The 22,320-nt window shown below is 62.9% G+C and carries 19 protein-coding genes; 4 read left to right on the top strand and 15 right to left on the bottom strand.

Annotated elements, in window-relative coordinates; all coding sequences use genetic code 11:
• Positions 1–436: 436 nt before the first annotated feature.
• From NOF55_RS22680 to NOF55_RS22750, 15 genes are all read right to left on the bottom strand, one after another.
• Positions 437–4,051, bottom strand: a complete 3,615-nt coding sequence (locus NOF55_RS22680) for an SIR2 family protein (protein ID WP_306413417.1) — start codon at positions 4,049–4,051, stop codon at positions 437–439.
• Positions 4,052–4,335: 284 nt separating this feature from the next.
• On the bottom strand, positions 4,336–4,557 hold the full coding sequence (locus NOF55_RS22685) for a DUF2274 domain-containing protein (protein WP_306413418.1): 222 nt from the start codon (positions 4,555–4,557) through the stop codon (positions 4,336–4,338).
• Between the two features lie 2 nt (positions 4,558–4,559).
• Entirely contained in the window at positions 4,560–5,708 is a 1,149-nt protein-coding gene (locus tag NOF55_RS22690; protein ID WP_306413419.1) for a TraB/TrbI/VirB10 family type IV secretion system protein, read from the bottom strand.
• Entirely contained in the window at positions 5,705–6,730 is a 1,026-nt protein-coding gene (gene trbG, locus NOF55_RS22695; protein WP_306413420.1) for a P-type conjugative transfer protein TrbG, read from the bottom strand. Before trbG ends, NOF55_RS22690 begins: the two co-directional genes overlap by 4 nt.
• Positions 6,727–7,416 (bottom strand): conjugal transfer protein TrbF, encoded by a 690-nt coding sequence (gene trbF / locus NOF55_RS22700; RefSeq protein ID WP_306413421.1) that lies wholly within the window; start codon positions 7,414–7,416, stop codon positions 6,727–6,729. Before trbF ends, trbG begins: the two co-directional genes overlap by 4 nt.
• The gene (gene trbL / locus NOF55_RS22705; protein WP_306413422.1) at positions 7,413–8,777 is read right to left on the bottom strand and encodes a P-type conjugative transfer protein TrbL; all 1,365 of its coding nucleotides are present in this window, start codon (positions 8,775–8,777) and stop codon (positions 7,413–7,415) included. Before trbL ends, trbF begins: the two co-directional genes overlap by 4 nt.
• Before the next feature lie 3 nt (positions 8,778–8,780).
• A complete protein-coding gene (trbK-alt, locus tag NOF55_RS22710; protein WP_306413423.1) occupies positions 8,781–9,065 on the bottom strand; it encodes a putative entry exclusion protein TrbK-alt in 285 nt (94 codons plus the stop codon).
• Positions 9,066–9,075: 10 nt separating this feature from the next.
• Positions 9,076–9,834, bottom strand: a complete 759-nt coding sequence (gene trbJ / locus NOF55_RS22715; protein WP_306413424.1) for a P-type conjugative transfer protein TrbJ — start codon at positions 9,832–9,834, stop codon at positions 9,076–9,078.
• A complete protein-coding gene (gene trbE, locus NOF55_RS22720; protein ID WP_306413425.1) occupies positions 9,831–12,287 on the bottom strand; it encodes a conjugal transfer protein TrbE in 2,457 nt (818 codons plus the stop codon). The genes trbJ and trbE overlap by 4 nt, the downstream gene beginning before the upstream one ends.
• Before the next feature lie 13 nt (positions 12,288–12,300).
• Positions 12,301–12,582, bottom strand: a complete 282-nt coding sequence (locus tag NOF55_RS22725; RefSeq protein ID WP_306413426.1) for a VirB3 family type IV secretion system protein — start codon at positions 12,580–12,582, stop codon at positions 12,301–12,303.
• Positions 12,582–12,914, bottom strand: coding sequence for a TrbC/VirB2 family type IV secretion system protein (locus NOF55_RS22730; protein WP_306413427.1), 333 nt, complete (start codon positions 12,912–12,914; stop codon positions 12,582–12,584). The genes NOF55_RS22725 and NOF55_RS22730 overlap by 1 nt, the downstream gene beginning before the upstream one ends.
• Positions 12,911–13,900: a P-type conjugative transfer ATPase TrbB gene (gene trbB, locus NOF55_RS22735; RefSeq protein ID WP_306413428.1), complete on the bottom strand. Its 990-nt coding sequence runs from the start codon at positions 13,898–13,900 to the stop codon at positions 12,911–12,913. Before trbB ends, NOF55_RS22730 begins: the two co-directional genes overlap by 4 nt.
• A gap of 145 nt (positions 13,901–14,045) precedes the next feature.
• The gene (locus NOF55_RS22740) at positions 14,046–14,510 is read right to left on the bottom strand and encodes a ribbon-helix-helix domain-containing protein (protein WP_306413429.1); all 465 of its coding nucleotides are present in this window, start codon (positions 14,508–14,510) and stop codon (positions 14,046–14,048) included.
• A 13-nt stretch (positions 14,511–14,523) separates the two neighbouring features.
• Entirely contained in the window at positions 14,524–16,512 is a 1,989-nt protein-coding gene (locus NOF55_RS22745; protein WP_306413430.1) for a conjugal transfer protein TraG, read from the bottom strand.
• Positions 16,513–16,684: 172 nt separating this feature from the next.
• A complete protein-coding gene (locus NOF55_RS22750; RefSeq protein ID WP_306413431.1) occupies positions 16,685–17,623 on the bottom strand; it encodes a LysR family transcriptional regulator in 939 nt (312 codons plus the stop codon).
• A gap of 127 nt (positions 17,624–17,750) precedes the next feature.
• Here NOF55_RS22750 and NOF55_RS22755 point away from each other — a divergent pair, with 127 nt between their 5' ends.
• The 4 genes from NOF55_RS22755 to NOF55_RS22770 are packed head-to-tail and all read left to right on the top strand — an operon-like array spanning position 17,751 to position 22,319.
• The gene (locus NOF55_RS22755) at positions 17,751–18,428 is read left to right on the top strand and encodes a CerR family C-terminal domain-containing protein (protein WP_306413432.1); all 678 of its coding nucleotides are present in this window, start codon (positions 17,751–17,753) and stop codon (positions 18,426–18,428) included.
• Positions 18,425–19,444, top strand: a complete 1,020-nt coding sequence (gene hlyD, locus NOF55_RS22760; RefSeq protein WP_306413433.1) for a secretion protein HlyD — start codon at positions 18,425–18,427, stop codon at positions 19,442–19,444. The genes NOF55_RS22755 and hlyD overlap by 4 nt, the downstream gene beginning before the upstream one ends.
• The gene (locus tag NOF55_RS22765) at positions 19,441–21,189 is read left to right on the top strand and encodes an ATP-binding cassette domain-containing protein (RefSeq protein WP_306413434.1); all 1,749 of its coding nucleotides are present in this window, start codon (positions 19,441–19,443) and stop codon (positions 21,187–21,189) included. Before hlyD ends, NOF55_RS22765 begins: the two co-directional genes overlap by 4 nt.
• Positions 21,186–22,319 carry an ABC transporter permease gene (locus NOF55_RS22770; protein ID WP_306413435.1) on the top strand — a complete coding sequence of 378 codons (1,134 nt, stop codon included), beginning with the start codon at positions 21,186–21,188 and terminating at the stop codon, positions 22,317–22,319. The genes NOF55_RS22765 and NOF55_RS22770 overlap by 4 nt, the downstream gene beginning before the upstream one ends.
• Position 22,320 lies beyond the last annotated feature (1 nt).

The raw sequence follows: 22,320 nt of genomic DNA on the forward strand, positions 1-22,320 counted from the left end.
ACTGCTCGAGCCGATCGGGAACATCCCGCCAGCCGAAGCTGAGGTGAACTTCTACGCAGCTCTGGAAAATGAATCTAGGGCAGCGTAACTAACGAAAATCAGCCTCCGGCAAACCCGGAGCGGTTCAATTCCCTTGAACGTCCTGAGAGTGCTCGACGCGGTTGAAGGGCGGAACGGCGACGATGATGCAGGTGGCAGTTCTTTCCCTCCCCTGTTGCGTCGTGATCCCTGAACGACAAAAGCCCCGCGATCTTCACGATGCGGGGCTTGGTGTGTCCGGACGTTTTCGGTGTATGCTATTGCTAGACTTGTACAATCAGTGCTTTATGCCGGAATTGGTTGCGGGGGCGCGCAACCTCCGATACCGACATTCGCTGGAAGTCGCTGTTTAAAAACAGCAATCTGCAAAAAGCAGTAGGCAGTTACGGGCTTTTGCTCAATCGTAGCGGATTGCACGTTGGTCTAGCCACTGCAAACGTCGGTCAAATTCGATTGCAGGCATTGCTGCGATAAGCCGATCGAGAATCTTGGGTATCCCATAAAGATCACCCGTACTGTCGATGCCGAACAGCCTCCATAACAGCGTCAGCGTCTCGCGAGGAAATTTCTCGGGTGCCTCAGACTCCTCTATCACATATACGCCCCAATGCCCCTCAATCACGCTGAGATAGGGTAGAACCCACTCAAGTGCTTCGGGAAATGCCTCTTCAGCTTTGATTGCCAAGTCCGCAAAATGACGAGTTAACTCCATCTGGCGAAGCGCTCGCTCGCGCGGCCAGACCTTGGCTAACAAGGGGCCAATGCCAGTCCGCCAAGCAGCCGCTGGGCCTCCCTCAATTTGGGTGATCCATTGCTTGAGGATATCAGCGGCCCCCTTCCGCAAAGCTGGCGGGCCAACTCTCAATACGCGAGCGACTTCATCAAGCGTAACACCCCAATGGACTTCATCAGCCTCTCCGCGCACAATGGACAGCGCAGGGGCGATTATTTTCGCGGCCGCCGCTGTAGCACTGTCCGGCTTGTCATCAATTTCGGTAACGCCCCGAAGGACATGGACGCTAAATGCTCGTGAGGCGGACACTGTTAAGTCGGCATAAGTTACGAGCACGGACCTTAGCGCCATCGCTTCGGCTGTGTCTCCGGTCAGCGCAGCATCTATGATGCCAGATACCTGTTGCCCTTCGATTGCCAAAACGAAACCCACAGCTTCGACCAATACTGCAGACGCCAGTAAACCCTGCCGCCCAGCGGTCGAAGCCAATTGAGAGATGGCATCGAGAACTTCCTGCTTGACTGGTTCACCTGCTTTTTGAGATTCTTCGATGTCGGCCAGTGCTGCCTGGGTAAGGCGACCGACTGGAGAGTTAAAGGCTTCAAAAAGAAGCTCCCTGCTCGGCTCAAACGGCACGTCATTCTGCGCTATCGTAGTGCTAAGTAAGCGTGGCCACCACGCCGAGATCCCTGGAGCCGTGCGACGCGGCGCACTGCAATAGAGATCTGCCAACGGCCCAATAATAAGGTTCAGAAATGCTTCGGTTGCGGGTTCAAGCGTTGCGAAAATACTGGTTACAAGCTGGTCCCAGGTCGGATCATGCTGGTCTTTTGGAAAGGCTATTGATCCAATCAAGTCGTGCCAAAGTGGTGCATTCGCCTCATCAAGCGGAGCTTGGCTAAGCGTATCGAATGCACCATTAGGATCGCTACGGCAATAGGCGTTCCAGCCCTCCCGTTTCTCGATATCTGGGCTGCGAATGGCTTCGCGCGCCACCTCAAGACGATCTTGCTGTGAGGCATCTTTGATTGGCTGGGCGTCGCCAGCCACCCATCGCACTCCAGTCGAGTAGGAGCCGAAGTAGTCGCGATCCGCGACGTCCCGATCAAGATAGTCACGGCGCGCCTTGATTGCGGCCAACTCAGCAATACCTGCGTCAGATAGCCTACCAGCAGTACCTATCATGTTGAGCCGCAGCCAAACAGCGGTATCGCGCGCATGAGCCCGCCAATCGACTTGCCCTTCCTCGATCTCATATCGCGCGTAGTAGACCTCACCTTCGGTTAAGATACGATGCTCGACTACCGATAGCAGCTCACTATCCGCGTCCGCTGCTCGGTCCCGCAATACAAGCGCGAGCTCGCGACGCACATGCCAAAAATGACTAAGCGACAATTCCGCCAACTCAGAAATCGCCTCGTCCGCGGTGAAGAGGATCGGACTGCGAAGGGCATGTAGCCAGAGTCGAGTACCGAGCATCCCGGGCATAGCTCGCCAAATTTCAGTCAGTCCGCGCGTCGCGGATCGATCCGCTTCGGCCGAGGCACGCAGTAGACGTGCGAGTAGCTCAACGAGGAAGATCGGCCCATCATGATGTTTGTTCTGCTCATGCGGCTCGACAGAGGGCACACTAAAGTCATTACTATCATAGTCACCACGAATGGCATCAATATCGAGGGAGAGGCCGACGACCGATTGGAGTTGGGCCGTAGCGATACTCATGATAGCGCACGCCTGCGGCACCGCGATAACGGCATCAAGCAGTTCACGCGCGCCACCGCGATCTTTCACATCTAATCGCGGCCAAGTCAGGTGACTGAGTTGGGTAGGGATTGCAGGTGCAGGCTCGCCATAGAGATTGCCGCGATTAGGCGTAAGTTCGAGCACTGGCTTCAGAAGGCCGACTGCTTTCTCTAGGTCGGTGTTGAGCACCACGGAACTTCTCAGTGTCTGCTGAACGGCGTAGGACCGTTCGTCCCAATCTGGTTTGTGCTCCGCTTGACTAATCGATAGTATACGCCATGCGCGAAGCCAGAATTCTGAAAGCCCCTTCGCTTGTCGAAGTCGCCGGGAAATCTCAGCAGCAAAGGGCTTGCCAAGCTTTCTCATCCATCCTATCGCCCATCCATACCTTTCTACCGACTCAAAGCTACGCGCCACCCACGCTGCGACAACCCATGCCCCATCCGCCTCGTTCCAAAGCTTGCGATCGGCGAAGAAGTCGAGCCACGCCGCATCCTCGATCGTCGCAATAGCAACAGCCCAGAGATCGCGGCGGCCATTGAATAACCATGCAACGCGATCGATTTCGGCGGTATCGGCATCAGAGTACGGCTTGGCTAAAATCTCCTGCGCCCAAGCGTGACGTGTCGCACGCGGGCGTTCAACGACGTCGGCGAGCCTTTCGAGATCGCGCCAGAGTGCTCCGTGATCTTTCTCTCCCGTTTCGGGGTCGGCCATGTATTCGTAGAAGATTGGTGTGACCGCAAGAGTTTCCCAGCGGGTGTCCGCTTCCCCGCGCGCGGCGACATCAGCGAGGGCATAAACATGACGGAGATCGGGGAAACGCTGACGATCCGCATCGAGCACATTTAGGAAATAGCGCACAGGGGCGTCGCCGGCGCTGTAACCAATCAAGACGATGGTTTTGCATCGGCACAGGTCGAACAGGAATCTGGATGCCCAGCCTGAACGCATATAGGCATCACCATAGTCAGCGCTTGTGACGACCAGTGGTGTTTCCTTGAGTTCGATTGCCTCGTCGGCGATGCGCCCATGAAGATGGATGATTCCACCGAAACCTGCGCTGCCCGGAGATGGTAGATCTTGCCCCGCGAAGCTTAGTGCCTGGACTTGCTTTGTATCATCGAACTCGAGCAACGCTTGCTCAAGCAAGGTGTCAAAATTGGTGGTGATTATTGCAGGCCGGTTCTCTCTGTCTCGTGACAATCTCAAAATCGTACGGTGGTTACCAAGATCGGGTTCTGCCGGTGGGCGCAGCAATTCTGTGATTGTCTGGGTAAATTCCGTTGGATTGACAATCCTGCGGCTGAGCGACCCCAAGACCTCTTCGTAACGATAGGCATCGAACGATTGGCTTTCAGATGCATTCATCTCCAAGCGGAGACGCTCGAAACACTGCCGCACCAATCCGCCGAAGCCGGGGAGCTGAGGCGCACTAACGCCAGCCCCACAAAGAAATACGACGTCACCAGTCAGTAATGCATTGACAAGTTTCTCTGGAAATGCCGGACCTTCATTAGAGAAGCGCAAACTCACGAATAACCCTCAATGTTCGAGACATTTTGACATTTCAACCGTACAGTAAATCGAAAAAATTACCTCACTGTTGCTGCCAAATATTATAGCGCGACACAACCAACACACTACTCGGATACCACAATCTACCTTAGCAGAAAAGCTACCTCGTCGAGAACGTCGTCGATATCCGAAGGACTGGTGCCGCATTGAAACGCACTAAGAGCACTGCATCGATGGCGTCCAGATCGCGATCATCCTTGCTACCATTATCATCTTTCGCATCTGAGGTCAGAAGACCGACCTTAGTTGCTTTGCCGCCGCGCCTTTGCGAAACCGCGATCCGTGGCGATGAACCGCTCCAGCATCGGCACGATCAGCCTGACGGGATCGGCGGCGGGCTGACCGCTCCCGCGGGCCAGCACCTCGGCGTAAGTGGTCAAATCGCGGTGGAGCTGCGCGGGCAGTTCCACCGTCACCTTCACCGGCTTGTCGTCAGCCAGAGGGCCGAGTTTCAGCTTCGCCATGGTCAGTTCCTGTAGGGTTCGAGCACTAAATCGCGGGTGACGATGACCCTGACCGGGAAGCCCGGCCGGATGGTCAGCGTCGGAGCGACCTGCAACTGGCGCTGGACGATCTGTTGCCCGGCCTGATTGATGGTGTCCTGCGCCCCGTCGCGGATGGCGCGGATCAGCCGGTCCTCGTCGTCGGTCGCCAGTTCGGTGCCGATGCCGAGCAGCGTGGACAGGCCAGCGGCCTTCATCAGATCCCACCAGTGATAATCAACGCCATCCTCAAGACCGGCATAGCCGCTGGCATCCGCGCCGGGCTGGCGCTCCAGCACGATGGAGCGGCCGTTCGGCAGGATCAGCCGGTTCCAGACAAGCAGCACGCGGCGTTGGCCGAAGGTCACGCCGGCATCATATTGGCCGATGATGCGGGTACCCTGCGGGATCAGGAGCAGGCTGCCGGTGGGGCTGTCATAGACATTCTCCGTCACCTGCGCGGTGATCTGGCCGGGAAGGTCCGAACGGATGCCGGTAATCATTGCCGCCGCGATCACGGCCCCGGCCTGAAGGATGTAGGGCGACGCGGGAGCCATGATGCGGTCGAGGGCAACCGTCTGCCGGTCCACCGGACCATTGAGGAAGGCCGTATGCCTGTCCTGTGTGCCGGTCGCGCCGGGCTGGCCGTTGAGGCCAAGGCCGGCGAGGCTCGGGACTGCTGTTCCCGCTCCCGGTGCAGTCTGGAAAAAGACGCGGCTGACGCGCGCGGCTTCCTCTTCGGCAAGACGACGTTCCTCGGCGGGATCGCGGGTGGGTGTCGCCATTGCGGGCGGCGTGACGGGCTGGCCCCGGTTCTGCGCATCGAGAATCGGGCCGCCGAGATCGCCCGGCAAGGCCGGCCCCAGGACGGGTCCGGTATAGTCGCGCGGCAGGCCGGACAGTCCATCGGCCGTGGGGCGGTTCTCGGTCGAGTAAAGCTCTTCGCCGCTGCCGCTCATGTCACGGGTCTGGAGCGCATAGATCAGCGCCCCGCCGATCCCCAACAGCGCGACCGCTCCGACGCCGGCCAGCATCTTGCGGGACAGACGGGTGACGCGCGGCGGTTCGGCACGCAGCCGCATGGGTGCGGTGGTGTCCGCTGCGGCTTCTACAGGGGTCGTGTCTTCGGTCATGACGGGGATTCTCCGGTCGCCTTTGCCGGCTGTGCAGCCTGCCGTTGCTCGATGCGGACGATCCTGACCGTCTGCTGGCGATCACCGCTGCCAAGGCGCAATTCGGCCGCGCCGAACAGGCGATCCACGATCAGGATGTTCTGGTGGATACGGGAATTGACGATCTGGGTCTCGCCATCGGAACCGATGACGAAGATCGGCGGCATCTCGCCCTGCACGATGCCGCGCGGAAAGACGACATAGACGCGGCGGCCGTCGTCGAAGACGGAGATGGGCCGCCACGGCGGACTGTCTCCGGTCAGGCCGTAGCGATAGTTGCGGGCCGCCTCGGCCGGAATGATCGGCGCAGCGGGAACGGTCTGGCGCTGGCCTGCCGGCTGTGCCGGATAGGCCCATGCGACGGACGGCATATAGAGGGCTTCGCGGGCGCGCAGCTCGATCATGTAGGTGCGCCGGTCGGTGGTCACGACGAGGTTGGTCATGATGTCCGGCCGGGTTGGTTTCACGAGGATATGGACGCGGCGTGACGTTCCGCTGCCGCTTTCGGTATCGCCGATGATCCAGCGGGCGGTGTCGCCTGCCGCGATCGGCCCCGCGCCGGTCAGACTTTCGCCCGGCTCCAGCGCGATCGTGGTGATCTGTCCAGGTGCGGCATAGACCTGATAGAGCGCGCCTTCCGACCATGGATATATCTGGATAGCGTTATAGTAGCCCTCGCGGCGCGGCTCGACGCGGGCGGCAGCATTGGCGTTCTCGACACGGCCCGCCGGGGTTCCGGCAGCGGTTCCGCCGCGCGCGACCGTCCAGGCGGGCGGCGTGTGCAATGGCCGGGGGCGGTCATCGGTGACGGCGGCCTGCACGACAGGCAGCGACGGCACGTCGGCGTCGTAGCTGAACTGCGGCACCTTGTTGGTGGCGCAGCCGGCCAGCATGGTGGCGGACAGCAGCAAGACCGCAAAGGCGGGTTTACGGAGAAACGTAGTTTCGCAGCCGGAATCCTGCTCGGGGAGAAGTTCGGTCATTGGCTCATCTCCCGCGACCATGAGATTGCATTGACGTAGATGCCGAGCGGATTGGCGCGCAGCCGTTCGGCGTCGCGCGGGGGCTGGATCACGATGGTCAGGATCGCGGTCCAGCGTTCGGTCGTGGAAAGCTGGCCGTTCTCATAGTGCCGTTCCGTCCAGGCGACGCGGAAGGAATCGTTCGATGCCCGGATGACGCTGGAGACCTCGACGGCGACCTGTTGCCGTCCGACCTTCGTGAACGGGTCGTTGCTGCGCGCATGGTCGTTCAGGGCGGCCGCGCCGCGATCCGTGGTCCATTCATAGGCGCGGAGCCAGTTCTGCCGGACGATGATGGCGTCAGCCGGAATCGCGCGGACCTGCTCGATGAAGCGGCCGAGATGCCATGCGATCTGCGGATCGGTCGGCCGATAATCGGCCGTGGCGGCTGCGACGGTCTGCGCCTGACCAAGATTATCGACCTGCACGACCCAGGGCACCACGGTCCCGCGCGCGGACTGCCAGACAAGGGCGGCGGCAAAACCGGCCGACAGGATCAACGAGCCGAAGGCCATGTATCGCCAGTTCTTCGCCTGAACGCGGGCCGAGCCGATGCGCTCGTCCCAGACCTGTGCGGCCTTCTGATAGGGCGTCTCGGGTTCGGGCGTCTTGCCGTAATGGGTCGATGGACGTTTGAAGATGCTCATGAGCGGTCACTTTCGGAAAGGTTGACGGAAGAGCCGCCGCCGTGGCCGTCGCCGGAGCGCACGGCGTGGGCGGCCATGGTGGCGCCGTGGTTGACGGCCTGGGATCGCTGCATCCGCTGCGCCCAGGTCGGGGGACCGGCAGTCGGTGACGATGGTGCTGCGGCTGCGGGGGCGGCGCTGCTGCCTCCGACCGTGCCTGCGGTAGATGAGCCGCCCGTCACGCCGAAGGCTGCGCGTGCGCCATCGGAGAAGCTGGATTTGACGCTTTCCGACGCTTTGGAAGCGGCGCGCTTCAGGGGCGAGACGGCGGCGGAGCCTGCGGCGCGGGCGACACCGCCAAGGCCGGAGGCGACACCGGCCGCGCCCGGCTGGCCGAGTGAACCCATGCTGTAGGCGGCGGATGCCGCGCCTGCTGTGGCCGCGCCACCGCGGACTGCCGCGGCTCCACCGGACATGGCGGCAGCGCCTCCCTTGACGGCAAGACCGGCCGCACCGCCTGCGGCAAGGGCGGCACCTCCAACGGCAAGGCCGGTGCCAACGGCGGCACCTGCGCCGAGCTGCGGGCCGCCCGAAACGAGACCGGAAGCGATGCCGGGACCGAAGATGCCGAGGCCGAGAAGAGACAGAGCGGCCAGAACGATCGCCATAGCGTCGTCGATGGTCGGCGTCGCGCCGCCGAAGCCTGCGGTGAATTGGCTGAACAGCGTCGAGCCGATGCCGATGATGACGGCCAGCACGAGCACCTTGATACCGGAAGAGACGACATTGCCAAGCACGCGCTCGGCCATGAAGGCGGTCTTGCCGAACAGGCCGAAGGGGATCAGGACGAACCCCGCCAAGGTGGTCAGCTTGAACTCGATCAAGGTGACAAAGAGCTGGATGGCGAGGATGAAGAAGGCGAGGATCACCAGCGCCCAAGCGAAGAACAGGCAGAGTATCTGCACCAGATTCTCGAAAACCGCGATCCAGCCCATCAGGTTGGAGATGGAATCGAGCAGCGGCCGGGCGGCGTCGAGGCCGGTCTGCGCCACCTTGCCCGGTCGGAGAAGATCGGCAGTCGTGAAGCTTGTCCCCGATCCCTTGAGGCCGAGACCGGCGAAGCTCTCGAAGACGATCTTCGCCAGGTTGTTCCAGTTGCCGATGATGTAGGCGAAAACGCCGACGAACAGGGTCTTCTTGACCAGCCGGGCGATGATGTCGTCATCGGCGCCCCAGGACCAGAACAGTGCGGCCAGCGTCACGTCGATGACGATGAGCGAGGTCGCAATGAACGCGACCTCGCCGCCGAGCAGGCCGAACCCGCTGTCGATGTAGGACGTGAAGACGCCGAGGAAGTTGTCGATGACGCCGGTGCCGCCCATGGTTCACTGTCCCCCGTTCTGATGCGGGGCGGCGGGCACCGGCGTCCGGCCGAGAAACCGATCGCGGTTCTCGGCCCAGACCGACAGGCATCCGGCGTCGCCCGCCGCGTCCTGCCCAAGCTGCTGGCACCGGCGCTGCCCTTCGCGCAGCGGATCGCGCGGGGGCTGAAGACGCACCGGCTTGGACACCGCCACATCTTCCTTGCGGGTCATCTCGATCGCCGCCGCGGTCATCGCAACGGCGACGAAAACGAGCGCGCCCAGCCGGGCCAGCATCTTGCCGTCCATCGCCGCGCCCTCAGTTGTGGAACATCTGCGCATTGCCCGGCTGGTACCCGCTGCCCGGCGTCAGAAATCTCTCGCGCTGGATGCGGCCCTGCTCGGCGGCGGTGGCGCGTTCGGCTTCGATCAGAGCCTCCGAACGGCCATTGGCCGACATCAGCGCGATCAGGTCGGAAAGCTGCTGCGATTGCAGGGCGAGAAGCTGATTGCCGGCCTGCGTGGCTTGCAGCGCGCCGGTCGCGTTCTGGCTCTGTCCGACAAGTTCCGACATTTGCGTGCGGTTGGCGTCGATATTGCCGACGACACCGGCCTGCACACGCATCGCGTCCTGCAAACCGCCGACCGTATTCTGCCAGCGGGACCGCGCGTCGGTGACGAGTTGCGTGTCAGTGGCGGACAGCGAGATATTGCCGTATTTCTGCTGGAATGCCTGGTCGATCTGTCCGACATCGAAGGCAATGCTTTGCGCCTGCGCGAGAAGCTGTTGCGTGCGGCTCACATTCTGCTGAAGCTGCTGGAGCGCGGAATATGGCAGGCTTGCGAGATTGCGGGCCTGGTTGATCAGCATCTGCGCTTCGTTCTGAAGCGAAGTGATCTGGTTGTTGATCTGCTCCAGCGTGCGGGCCGCCGTGAGCAGGTTCTGCGCGTAGTTGCTTGGATCATACACGATCCATGCAGCCGAGGCGGGCGGAGCCAGAAACATCGGCAAGGTGGCAATCGGCGCAGAGATCAGGGCGACGGCGAAGCGGCGGGCGCGGGAACGACGAATGGTCATGGCTGGGACTCCTTCTCAGACTGGGGGATGAGATTGATGAGGTCGGGGATCAGGTCGGCCGCCCAATCGACGCCGCGCTCGCGCAGCCAGGCGGCGAGGAAGCCGTCGCGGCCGTGTTCGGCGACGATCTGCGCGATGAGCATCTGGTCGGATTTGGCGGATGCGGCACAGAGCGCGAGGCCGACTTCGGACAGGCCCAGATCGAACAGGCGATTGCCGCGCCGCGACTGGCAGTAGTAGTCCCGCTTGGGCGTGGCCCTCGCCAAAATCTCAATCTGGCGGTCGTTCAGCCCGAAGCGGCGATAGATGGCTGTGATCTGCGGCTCTATGGCCCGCTCGTTCGGGAGCAGGAGCCGCGTGGGGCAGCTTTCGATGATGGCGGGCGCGATGTTGCTGCCGTCGATGTCGGACAGGCTTTGCGTGGCGAAGATGACGCTGGCGTTCTTCTTGCGCAGCGTTTTCAGCCATTCGCGGAGCTGGCCGGCGAAACCCTCGTCGTCCAGCGCAAGCCAGCCTTCATCTATGATGAGCAGCGTCGGCCGCCCGTCGAGCCGGTCGCCGATGCGATGGAACAGATAGGCGAGCACGGCGGGAGCCGCGCCGGTCCCGACAAGGCCCTCGATCTCGAACGCCTGCACGTCAGCCGAGCCGAGATGTTCGGCTTCGGCGTCGAGCAGCCGGCCATAGGCACCGCCGACGCAGAACGGCCGGAGCGCCTGTTTGAGATCGTTGGATTGCAGCAGGACCGCAAGGCCGGTGATGGTGCGTTCCTCGACCGGCGCGGACGCCAGCGAAGTCAGTGCCGTCCAAAGATGCTCCTTCACCTCGGGGGTGATCGCCAGCCCCTCGCGCATGAGGATGGCGGCGATCCAGTCACCGGCCCAGGCGCGTTCATAAGTGTCGTGGATGCGGGCGAGCGGCTGGAGCGAGACGGAAGCGTCCGAGCCATCCGTCAGGCCGCCGCCAAGGTCGTGCCAGTCGCCGCCCATGGCGAGCGACGCAGCGCGGATGCTGCCACCAAAGTCGAAGGCGAAGACTTGGCTAGCCTCATAGCGGCGGAACTGGAGCGCCATGAGCGCCAGCAGCACGGATTTTCCCGCGCCCGTGGGGCCGACGACGAGGGTGTGGCCTACGTCGCCGACATGGAGACTTAGCCGGAACGGGGTTGAGCCTTCGGTCCTGGCGTAAAGCAATGGAGCGTCGCCGAAATGCTCGTCCCGTTCCGGCCCCGCCCACACCGCCGAAAGCGGGATCATGTGGGCGAGATTCAACGTGCTGATGGGCGGCTGCCGGACATTGGCGTAGGCGTGTCCGGGCAGGCTGCCGAGCCATGCGTCAACCGCGTTGACGGTTTCGGCCATGACGGTGAAGTCGCGGCCCTGAACGATCTTCTCGACCAGGCGCAGCTTCTCTTGCGCCACGCGCGGGTCGGCATCCCATACGGTGACGGTCGCCGTGACGTAGGCCATGCCCGCCATGTCCGCGCCGAGTTCCTGCAAGGCCATGTCGGCGTCGAGCGCCTTGTTCGCCGCGTCGGTGTCCACAAGCGCGGACGCCTCGTTGGTCATCACCTCTTTCAGAATCGCGGCGATGCTCTTGCGCTTGGCGAACCACTGCCGGCGGATGCGGGTCAGCAGCCGCGTCGCATCGGTCTTGTCCATCAGGATCGCGCGCGTGCTCCACCTGTAGGAGAACGGCAGGCGGTTCATCTCGTCGAGCAGGCCGGGCGTCGTCGCAGTGGGAAAGCCGGTGATGGTCAGGACGCGCAGATGCTGGTCGCCCAGACGCGGCTCAAGCCCGCCGGTCAGCGGCTGGTCAGCGAGCAGCGCGTCGAGGTGCATCGGCACCTCCGGCACGCGCACGCGATGGCGATTGGTCGAGATGGTGGAATGCAGATAGGTCAGCGTGCCGGTGTCATCGAGCCAGCGGCATTCCGGCATGAAACCGTCGAGCAGCGCCAGCACGCGGTCGGTGCGATCCGCGAAGCCGCGCAGGGCTTCCCATGGATCGACGCCGGATTGCTCGCGGCCCTCATAGAGCCAGGATTCCGCGCGGGCGGCGTCCTCGGCCGGCGGCAGCCATAGGAAGGTCAGGAAGTAACCCGACACGAAATGCGTGCCAGCTTCCTCGAAGGCAGCTTTCCGTTCGGCGTCCAGCAACGCAGATGCAGCGTCGGGAAATGTGCTGTCGGGATAGGTCGCCGCCTCGCTGCGTTGTGCCTCGACGAAGATGCTCCAGCCCGATCCCAGGCGGCGCACGGCATTGTTGATGCGGCCGGCGACGGCGACCAGTTCGGCGGCGACGGCGGAATCCAGATCGGGACCGCGAAACTTCGCCGTCCTCTGGAAACTCCCGTCCTTGTTCAGCACGACACCGGAGCCGGCCAGCCCGGCCCAGGGCAGGAAATCTGCGAGACGGGCGGCGGTGCGGCGATATTCTGCAAGGTTCATCATGGCTGCGCCTCCCTCAGACCGACAGATGGCCGGGGATGCGCAGGTGCCTGCGCCCGACTTCCACAAAGAGCGGATCGCGCTTCGCCGCCCAGACGGCCGCGAAATGGCCGATGGCCCAGATGGCGAGGCCGACCAGCCAGAGGCGCAGGCCGAGACCCACAGCCCCGGCCAGCGTCCCGTTCATGATGGCGATGGCGCGGGGAGCGCCGCCGAGCAGGATATGCTCGGTCAGCGCCCTATGGACCGGGACCGAAAATCCCGGCACCGCGTCGAGTGCCTCAAAGCCGGTCGCCATCAGATGAGCGCCCCGCCGCCGAACGAGAAGAACGACAGGAAGAAGCTTGACGCCGCGAAGGCGATGCTAAGGCCGAACACGATCTGGATCAGGCGGCGGAAGCCGCCCGACGTGTCGCCGAAAGCCAGCGCCAGGCCGGTGGCGATAATCACGATGACGGCGACGATCTTCGCTACCGGCCCCTCGATGGACTGAAGGATGCTCTGGAGCGGCGCTTCCCACGGCATGGACGAGCCGGAGGCATGGGCGGCTGGTGTGAGGACCAGGCTGACATAGATGAAGGCGGCGGCCGTCCCAAGCGAACGGCGGAAGCGTATGGTGTGGTGGTTCATGAGGATTCTCCTGTTGGGTTGGGGGATGAAGATGCGGGGGTGATGCGGTAGTCGCCGCCGGGGCCAAGACCCTCGACACAGGCGAGTTCGGAGAGCCGGCGCTGCGATCCGCGCCCGGCGAGAACGGCAACAAGGTCGATGGTCTCGGCGATCAGCGCGCGCGGGACCGTGATGACGGCCTCCTGGATGAGTTGTTCGAGGCGGCGCAGCGCACCGACGCCGGAACCGGCATGGATGGTGCCGATGCCGCCGGGATGGCCGGTGCCCCAAGCTTTGAGCAGGTCGAGAGCTTCGGGACCGCGCACCTCGCCGATGGGGATACGGTCGGGACGCAGGCGCAGCGAGGAGCGCACGAGATCGGAGAGCGTCGCCACGCCGTCCTTCGTCCGCATAGACACGAGGTTTTCGGCGCGGCATTGCAGTTCGCGCGTGTCTTCGATGATGACGACGCGATCCTGCGTCTTCGCCACCTCGGCCAAGAGCGCGTTGGTGAGCGTCGTTTTGCCGGTCGAAGTGCCTCCGGCCACGAGGATATTGGCGCGGGACGCGACGGCTTCGCGCAACGTCGCGGCCTGACCCTCCGACATGATGCCAGCGGCCACGTAATCATTGAGCGTGAACACCGCGACGGCGGGCTTGCGGATGGCGAAGGTGGGCGACGCCACGATGGGCGGCAACAATCCCTCGAACCGCTCCCCGGTTTCCGGCAGCTCGGCCGAGACGCGCGGGCTGCGGGCATGAACTTCTGTTCCGACATGATGCGCGACCAGGCGCACGATGCGTTCGCCATCGGCGGCGCTCAGCGTCTCGCCAGTATCGGCCAGCCCTTCCGAAAGCCGATCCACCCAGAGGCGGCCATCGGGATTCAGCATCACCTCGACCACGGCGGGGTCTTCCAGAAACCGGGCAATGGATGGGCCGAGCGCGGTGCGCAGCATGCGCGCGCCGCGTGCAGTCGCCAATGATTTCTGATGAGTCTCCGCCATGTCGTCCCCTTGCGTTCAGGGGCCGCTCGACATGCGGCCCTGGATCGGGGATGATTAAAAGAGCCGGAATTTGGGCCTCGGCAACAACTATCGAAGGCCGTGCGGCTATAGCGAAGAAACGGCGGTAATCGGCGGGATTGAATATTCAGGCGGGATCGCCATTGGCCCTGCCGGAGTCTGAATTCAGGCTGTCGCTTCGCAGCGAATCGACATCGCGCGACAGCTCTTTGAGGAACCTGTCGCCTGTCGCCAGCCTGCGCCCCAGCGTTTGCAGGAAACCGTCGAACCGCTCCGCGCCCTTCGCCCGTGCCGAGGCGTGTGCGGTCTCGGACAGTGGCGGGGTGATCGTCAGCCAGAAGCGGACGAACAGAGAAACGGTCTCGCCCAGGATCGCCAGTTCCTCATCGAGTCCGTCGATCTGACGGCCGAGCTTGTCCATGCGGCGTGCGAATACCGCCTCCAGCCGCTCGGAGGCGTCGGCCGACAGGAAGGATGCGACGGCGGCCTCGATCACGGCGGATTTGGAGACGTTGCGGCGCAGCGACAGCGCCTCGACCTGTTTCAACAGCGCCGGGTCGAAATAGACGTTCATGCGGGTCTTGCTCTGCATAGCTGGTGGCTCCTTACAGTTCGATGCCGTCGGCTGGGTCCATCGACGCCTGCCGGGCGACGATGCGCAGGCGCTGCCGCATGGCTCGCGCCTTGGCGGCATCCACGTCCGGCTCGTCGTCCAGAATGTCGAACTCTTGGGCAGGCGTTGGCGGCGGCGGGACGATTTCCTCGTGCTCGGGCAATTCCGGCTCACGGCGGATGCCGGCATTGTCGGGATCGCCCTCGACCATGCTGGCGGTGCTCGTGGCGGACCTGTTCACCACCGCGATAACGCGGCTCGACCAGTCGTCGGACGATACGTTCGCGGCGACGGGATCGGCCAACATATCGGGCGGCGGCAGGATGCGCTCCTGCAATCGCGCATCCTCGAAATAGCGCGCCTTCTTCGCCCGGATCGGCGGCGTTCCCGCCACCATGACGATCTCGTCGGAGGGCGGAAGCTGCATGATCTCGCCGGGTGTCAGCAGCGGCCGCGCGGTCTCCTGCCGCGACACCATGAGGTGCCCAAGCCATGGTGCGAGCCGATGGCCGGCATAGTTGGTGGAATCGCGCATCTCGGTCGCTGTGCCGAGGGAATCCGACACGCGCTTGGCCGTGCGCTCATCGTTGGTGGCGAAGCTGACCCTCACATGGCAGTTGTCGAGAATCGAATTGTTCGGCCCATAGGCGCGTTCGATCTGGTTGAGGCTCTGGGCGATCAGAAAGCCTTTGAGGCCGTAGCCCGCCATGAAGGCGAGCGCCGATTCAAAGAAATCGAGCCGGCCGAGCGCGGGGAACTCGTCCAGCATGAGCAGCAGCCGATGGCGCTTGCCGGACGTGTTCAATTCCTCGGTCAACCGCCTGCCGATCTGGTTAAGGATCAGGCGGATAAGCGGCTTGGTGCGATTTATGTCGGACGGCGGCACAACCAGATAAAGCGTGACCGGCTGGCGGCTGCCGACCAGATCGGCAATGCGCCAGTCGCATCGTGCGGTGACGCGCGCCACGACCGGATCGCGGTAGAGGCCGAGAAACGACATGGCGGTGGAAAGGACGCCCGACCGTTCGTTCTCGGACTTGTTCAACAGCTCGCGGGCCGACGATGCGATGACGGGATGAACGCCCGCCTCGCCGAGATGCGGCGTGTCCATCATCGCCCGCAAGGTGGCTTCCACCGGCCGGCGGGGATCGGACAGGAAACTGGCGACGCCCGCCAGCGTCTTGTCCTTCTCCGCGTAGAGGACATGCAGGATCGCGCCGACAAGCAGGCTGTGGCTGGTCTTCTCCCAATGGTTTCGCTTGTCGAGGCTGCCTTCCGGGTCCACCAGAATATCCGCGATATTCTGCACGTCGCGGACTTCCCATTCACCCTGCCGCACCTCCAGTAGCGGATTGTAGGCCGACGACTTCACATTGGTCGGATCGAACAGCAGGACGCGGCCATGCTTCGCCCGGAAGCCGGCGGTCAGGGTCCAGTTCTCGCCCTTGATGTCGTGGACGATGCAGCTTCCCGGCCAGGTCAGCAGCGTCGGCACCACAAGGCCGACGCCCTTGCCCGACCGCGTGGGGGCGAAGCATAGAACGTGCTCTGGTCCGTCATGGCGCAGATAGTCCCGATCGTATCGGCCGAGCACGACGCCATCGGGACCGAGCAGGTCAGCAGCGCGGATTTCCCGATCCTCGGCCCATCGCGCAGAACCGTAGGTGGCGACGTTGCGCGCTTCCCGCGCGCGGATGATCGACATGAGGATCGCGGCGGCGATGGCGAGGAAGCCGCCCGATACCGCGATGATGCCGCCCTCGACGAAGATCGCAGGCGCGTAGGCATCGAACGAGAACCACCACCAGAAGAAGACCGGGGGATAATAGACTGGCCAGCCTGCCAGTTCGAACCATGGGTTTCCAAGCTGCGGCTGAAAGCCGAGCCGCCAGGCTGTCCATTGCGTCGCCACCCAGGTCATCACCAGAACGATGGTGAAGACAACGGTGATCTGACCCCAGAGTATTCGACCTCCGCGCATAGTGGCTCCAATCGACAAGAGAGACGGAGCCGATCAGAGAATAGGCGTTTTCACGAGAGGCAACAGAAAAGCGGATACAGGAGGGCTACCGGATACCATGGCGAAGAAATAGGATGGTTCGGCTCCATGCCGGTCCGGGTTACTGCCTGCTTCTCTGACCTGTTCGAGAGAATCAGACGGCGCGTGCGGCACGCCCTGCCTCTTTAGCGAGGTTCAACAAATTCGTGAGCGCCGGGCTTCGGTTCTGCGGCAACCAGACGGCGGAAAAAGTGATTGGCTCCGGCTCGTCCAGGATAGGCAGGAACACCACGCCCGGTGCCGGGATCTGGGATGTCGCCTCGCTGGCGATGGTCACGCCATAGTCTTGCGCGACCATCGACATCAGCGTGCCGCGACCGACATCGAAACGCTGGATGGCTGGCTGGTTCCATCTGCCCGCAAGGCGAAGAATAATGTGGTCGTAAACCTGTGGGCCGGTGCCGCCGAGGCGGACCACAAAATGTTCGGCCACCAGATCGGCCCATGTCACGCTCTCTCGTCCGACCAGAGTGTGTTGCTCCGGCACGGCCGCCAGCAATGCCTCGGACCAGACTGGCCGGGAATGGCAGTCGGGAACATCGGGCGTTCCGGCCACGAAGGTCAGATCCAGTTCCTCGGCACGGACCTTCTTCACCATATCGCGCGCCGTCCCCTCGGCGATCTCGACGTCGATACCGGGATGCAGCAAATGATAGCGATTCAACAAAGCAGCCAGGAAGCCATCGGGGATCAGGGCATGCACACCGATGCGCAATTGCCCGTGGTCTCCCCTCGCCAGCATGCCGGCGGTCTTTACTGCATGGTCGAGCTGGCCGATGCCCGCCGTGATCTGCTCGACGAAGTGCCGGCCAGCCGGGGTCAGGCGCACACCCCGCGGCAGACGTTCGAACAGCAGGACGCCCAAATCCTGTTCCAGCGTCTTGATGCGTATGCTGACGGTGGACTGGTTCATGCCGAGGGCGTTCGCCGCATGGCGAAAGTTCAGATATTCGGCGACAGCGAGTGTCTGGATGAGCGACGCCAGCGGAATGCGACCGCGCAACAGCAGCGATGGCTCCTCTGGGTCGGACATCTTTCGTAATCGTCGCCGCATTGACACTCTTTCCCGAACGATCTTCAGATTCGGCACGGGGAAATTAATTCATCTGATTGACTTAATCAATCGAATGAGATAAGAAATCGTGCAAAAGGAGCCGACAATGAGACAACCGAAGGCCGACCGGGGCGATGCTACGAGAGAGAAACTGCTGCATGCCGCGATCGACGTGTTCGGCCTGAACGGCTTTCACGGCACGACGACCAGAATGCTGAGTGAGGCGGCGGGGGTGAACCAGCAGGCCATTCCCTACTACTTCGGCGGTAAGGAAGGACTCTACATCGCGGCAGCCGAGCACATCGGCGCGGTCATTTCCGCGAAACTTGCCAGTCCTCGCAAGGCGCTGCTCGACCGTCTGACGCAAGCGGATGAAAGCGGTCGCGCGGTCGGGGAGGATGAGGCGCGGCAGATGCTCGATCTCGGACTTCAGACCTTTGCCGGATTGATGATCAGCGATCAGTCCGAGGCCTGGGCGCGCTTCATCGTCAGGGAGCAGATGGCGCCAACGGAAGCTTTCGGACGGGTCTACGACGCCCTTATGGGGCCGATGCTCGGCATCGTCTGTCGGCTGGCGGCGATTATCCTCGCGGAAGACCCGACAAACGAGCATGTGCGGCTGCGCGCCCTGTCTCTGGTTGGCGGCGTTCTCGTGTTCCGAATGGCGCGGGCGGCCGCGCTTCGCTTGCTCGACTGGGAGACCATCGGCGACCGGGAAACCGATGTCATGCGTGCTCACGTAACCGATCTCGTCCAGTCCTTCGGCCGGAGAGATCGGTCATGAGCAAGAAGGTCTTGCGCGCTCTGGCCGTTGTCGCCATCGCGGGGGCAGGAACGGCGGCATATGTTCTCGACGTGCCTGCGCGGCTGGGCTGGACGGCTTCTTCCACCTCTGAACACCTGACTCTTTACGGCAATGTCGATATTCGACAGGTGCGGCTCGGATTCAGGGTTGGCGGGCGCCTCTCCGAAGCCTTGGTCGAGGAAGGCGACAGCATCGTTGCAGGCGACGTGCTGGCTCGCCTCGACATGCAGCCGCTCGAAGACAGCCTGCGTGCCTCCGAGGCGCAGGTGGAAGCCATGCGCGCGATGCTGGAGAAGATGGAGGCAGGTCCGCGCATGGCGGAGATCGCGCAGGCCCGCGCCACCCATGCAGAACGTCTGGCCGATCTGAGAAACGCCGAACAGACGCTGGCAAGAGTCGCCGCACTTGCACCGAGCGGTGCGGTCTCCCGCTCCAGCCTTGATGAGGCGCAGGCCAGTCATGATATGGCCGCCGCGCGTGCCGCGTCGGCGCGCGAGGCGCTGCGGCTTCTGGAAGAGGGCGAACGCGCGGAAGATATCGCTGCGGCCCGGGCGAACCTCCATACGGCGGAAGCGAACCTGTCCGCTGCCCGCACGTCGCTCGCCGACGCCGAACTGCGCGCGCCGTCCGATGGCGTTGTTCTATCGCGTGCGCAGGAATCCGGCGCGATCCTGTCGCAAGGCGATACGGTCTATGTGCTGTCGCTCGTGCAACCCGTATGGGTGCGCGCCTATATCGGCGAACCCGATCTTGGCCGCATCCATCCCGGCATGGCGGTGGAAGTCGTGACCGATACCGCGCCGGATCGGCCATACCGGGGCGTGATCGGTTTCATCTCGCCGGTTGCAGAGTTCACGCCGAAAGCGGTGGAAACGCCGGAACTGAGAACCGATCTCGTCTATCGGTTGCGCGTCATTGTTTCCGAAGCCGACGAAGGTCTGAGGCAAGGCATGCCAGTGACTGTCAGAGTCTCTCGTTCAGGGCCAGTCACATGACTTCGCCCGACTCTTCACCCATCCTTGTCGAGTTGGCGGATGTGACGAAGAGCTTCGGGCGCAATGGGCCTACGGCTCTTGATCGTGTCTCAGGCGTTATCGGCGGCGGGCGGATCACCGGCCTCGTCGGGCCGGATGGCGCGGGCAAGACAACCCTGATGCGCCTGATGACGGGCTTGATGCAGCCTGACGGGGGCAAGGTTTCGGTGCTCGGCTTCGACACGCAGAAGGACGCGGCGAAGATTCAGGCGGCTATCGGCTATATGCCGCAACGCTTTGGCCTCTACGAAGACCTCACCATTTCCGAGAATCTCGATCTTTATGCTGATCTGCGCGGGCTGCCACCTGCCGAGCGCCCTGCCGTTTTCGACGAATTGCTGACCTTCACCGATCTCAAACGGTTCACATCGCGGCTGGCCGGAAAACTCTCCGGCGGAATGAAGCAGAAGCTCGGGTTGGCCTGCGCGCTGCTGAAGAAGCCGCGTCTGTTGCTGCTCGACGAACCTGGCGTCGGCGTCGATCCGATTTCAAGGCGCGACCTCTGGGCCATGGTCGAGAACCTGACCCGTGAGGGGATCGGTGTCGTCTGGGCGACCGCCTATCTTGACGAGGCCGAGGCTTGCGATACGGTTCTGCTGCTCAATCAGGGCAAGCTCCTGTTCGATGGACGACCCGACGAGTTGACCGGGCGTGTCCAGGGCCGTGTCCTGAAGCTTACCGACACCGCGGGTCGTCGCCGGCAGGTATTGGCGAAGGCGCTCGACCGCGACGGCGTGATCGACGGCGTTATTCAGGGCGACGCGATCCGGCTCGTGGTCCGGCGCGATATTGAGGCTGAATCCGCGATTCCTGCGGATGCGGGGGCACAGGCCCGCATCTCGCCGACATCGCCGCGTTTCGAGGACGCTTTTGTGGACTTGCTCGGCGGTGGGCCGGGCGGACGCTCCAAACTCGCCGAGGCTTCGCGCAGCTTTCAGGCGAAGGACAGTCTGCCGGTCATCGAGGCGCACGGTCTGACCAAGCGTTTTGGCGACTTTACCGCGTCGGACGATATCACCTTCGCGATACCGCGCGGCCAGATTTTCGGGCTGCTCGGCCCAAACGGCGCGGGAAAGTCCACCACATTCAAGATGCTCTGCGGCCTTTTGAAACCCACCGAAGGCGAAGGTCGCGTCGCCGGTTTCGATCTGCGGCGCGATGGTGCGCAGGCACGCAACCGGCTCGGCTACATGGCACAGAAATTCTCGCTCTACGGCGATCTCAACGTGGGGCAGAACCTCGCCTTTTTCGCAGGGGTTTACGGCCTTTCCGGCCAGCGTAGGCGTGAGCGCATCGCGCTGATGACGGAGATTTTCGACTTCGCGCCGATCATGGGCATGTCGGCCAAGGATTTGCCGCTGGGGCTGAAACAACGTCTCGCGCTGGCCTGCGCGATGCTGCACGAACCCGAAGCCCTGTTCCTCGACGAGCCGACCTCCGGCGTCGATCCAATCACCCGCCGGGAGTTCTGGACCCATATCAATGCGCTGGTCGAAAAGGGCGTGACCGTCCTCGTCACCACGCACTTCATGGACGAAGCCGAATATTGCGACCGCATCTCGCTGATCTATCGGGGACGCTCCATCGCTCTGGGCACGCCCGATGAGTTGAAGGCCAGCGTAGCCACGCCGGACAACCCCGACCCGACCATGGAGGACGCATTTATCGACCTGGTGAAGCGTTCGGATGCAGGTGTGGCAACATGAGCGCGCAGGAAGCTTCTGCCCGTATCCGGCGCTTTGCCGCCCTGGTGCGCAAGGAAACGATTCAGGTGCTGCGCGATCCGAGCAGCATTCTCATCGCTTTCGTGCTGCCGATGGTGCTACTGTTCATCTTCGGTTACGGCGTTTCGCTCGACGCCAGCCGCACCCGTATCGGATTGGTGATCGAATCTTCCACACCGCTGACGCAAGATCTCGCCGCCGCCTTCACCGCATCTAAGTCTTTTGACGTGGCTCATGGCCGGGACAGGCGGGCATTCGAGGACGACCTCACACTCGGTCGCATCGGCGGTATCGTCGTCCTGCCGGCAACCTTCACCGGGGACTTCGCAGCCGGACGAGGACCGGCGGTGCAGGTCATCGTCGACGGTTCCGACCCCAACACCGCCAACTTCGTGCAAAACTATACGCAAGGCACGGTGACCAACTGGCTGGCCATGCGCAACAGCGAACTCTCCATATCGAGCGCATCCGTCACGGTCCAGCAGCGGTTCTGGTTCAACCCCGAACTCAGCAGCCGCTTCTTCCTCGTTCCCGGCTCCATCGCCATCGTCATGACGCTGGTGGGCACATTGCTGACCTCGCTTGTGGTGGCGCGCGAATGGGAGCGCGGCACCATGGAGGCAATCATGGCGACGCCGATCACCGCCATGGAACTGCTGGCCGGAAAGATACTGCCCTATTTCATTCTGGGGCTACTGGCGATGACGCTCTGTGTCGTGATCGCCGTGTTTCTCTTCGGTGTGCCCTTCCGAGGGTCGGTTGTGGCGCTTTATACGCTATGCTCCGCCTTCCTTATCCCGGCACTCGGTCAGGGACTGCTGATTTCGGCCGTCACCAAGAACCAGTTCCTCGCGTCGATGGTTGCGCTGCTTTCGGCGTTCCTGCCCGCCTTCCTGCTCTCCGGCTTCATCTTCGAGATCGCCTCGATGCCGTTTCCCATTCAGCAAGTCTCAAGGATCGTGCCGGCCCGCTATCTGATCCCCAGCCTGCAATCGGTGTTCCTCGCCGGTGACATCTGGCCGTTATTCGCACGGAACATCGCGATGATGCTGGCGATTGGAGGCGTGTTTTTCCTGATCGCCGCCCGCAGCACCAGAAAGAGGATCGGCTGAG

This window comes from Ectorhizobium quercum (genome assembly GCF_026552795.1).
Taxonomy (GTDB): Bacteria; Pseudomonadota; Alphaproteobacteria; order Rhizobiales; family Rhizobiaceae; genus Ectorhizobium; species Ectorhizobium quercum.